The organism is Rhodopseudomonas sp. BR0C11 (assembly GCF_010820945.1).
Taxonomy (GTDB): Bacteria; Pseudomonadota; Alphaproteobacteria; order Rhizobiales; family Xanthobacteraceae; genus Rhodopseudomonas; species Rhodopseudomonas palustris_H.
This window is the reverse complement of the sequence record NZ_QTKI01000863.1, coordinates 1-420: the sequence shown is the minus strand read 5'-3', so window position 1 is coordinate 420 and position 420 is coordinate 1. Positions and strand designations below refer to the sequence as shown.

The 420-nt window shown below is 55.7% G+C and carries 1 protein-coding gene; it reads right to left on the bottom strand.

The window, feature by feature from the left end; genetic code table 11:
- A partial coding sequence (locus DYI24_RS27835; protein ID WP_164574584.1) for a hypothetical protein occupies positions 1-420 on the bottom strand: 420 nt, incomplete at both ends.

The window sequence follows — 420 nt, the reverse complement described above, 5'->3', positions numbered from 1 at the left end:
GCACGTAACGGGTCATGATCTTGAAGGCATTCAGAAAGTGGATCGACTCTCCATGGGTGAACTCACGTTCAGCGTTTAGATCGTTGTCGTCTGGTTGCGTGTTGACGTACAGGAAGCGCGGCGTGAGGTTCAGGCCAGCGCACAACTCACTCATATCCTTGCGTTTGGCTTCTGCTCTGCGAAGCGTTTTGAGCGAGAGCTCGTGGCTATCCAGGTTGCCCGACCAACGCTTGACGTCGCTGCAGATGAGCGTGTCTTGCACCCGAACGAAGATGTCATAGCTCTCATACACTGCGGGCCCCAGGCAGTCGATGAACTGGTTGAGGTCAAGTGGAGTGATCTCTAGCACCGCGAGCACTCGGGCGAAAATGAACTCGCCAACGTTGCCCTTCAGTAGCGGTATCAGCGCCGGATTGGGCA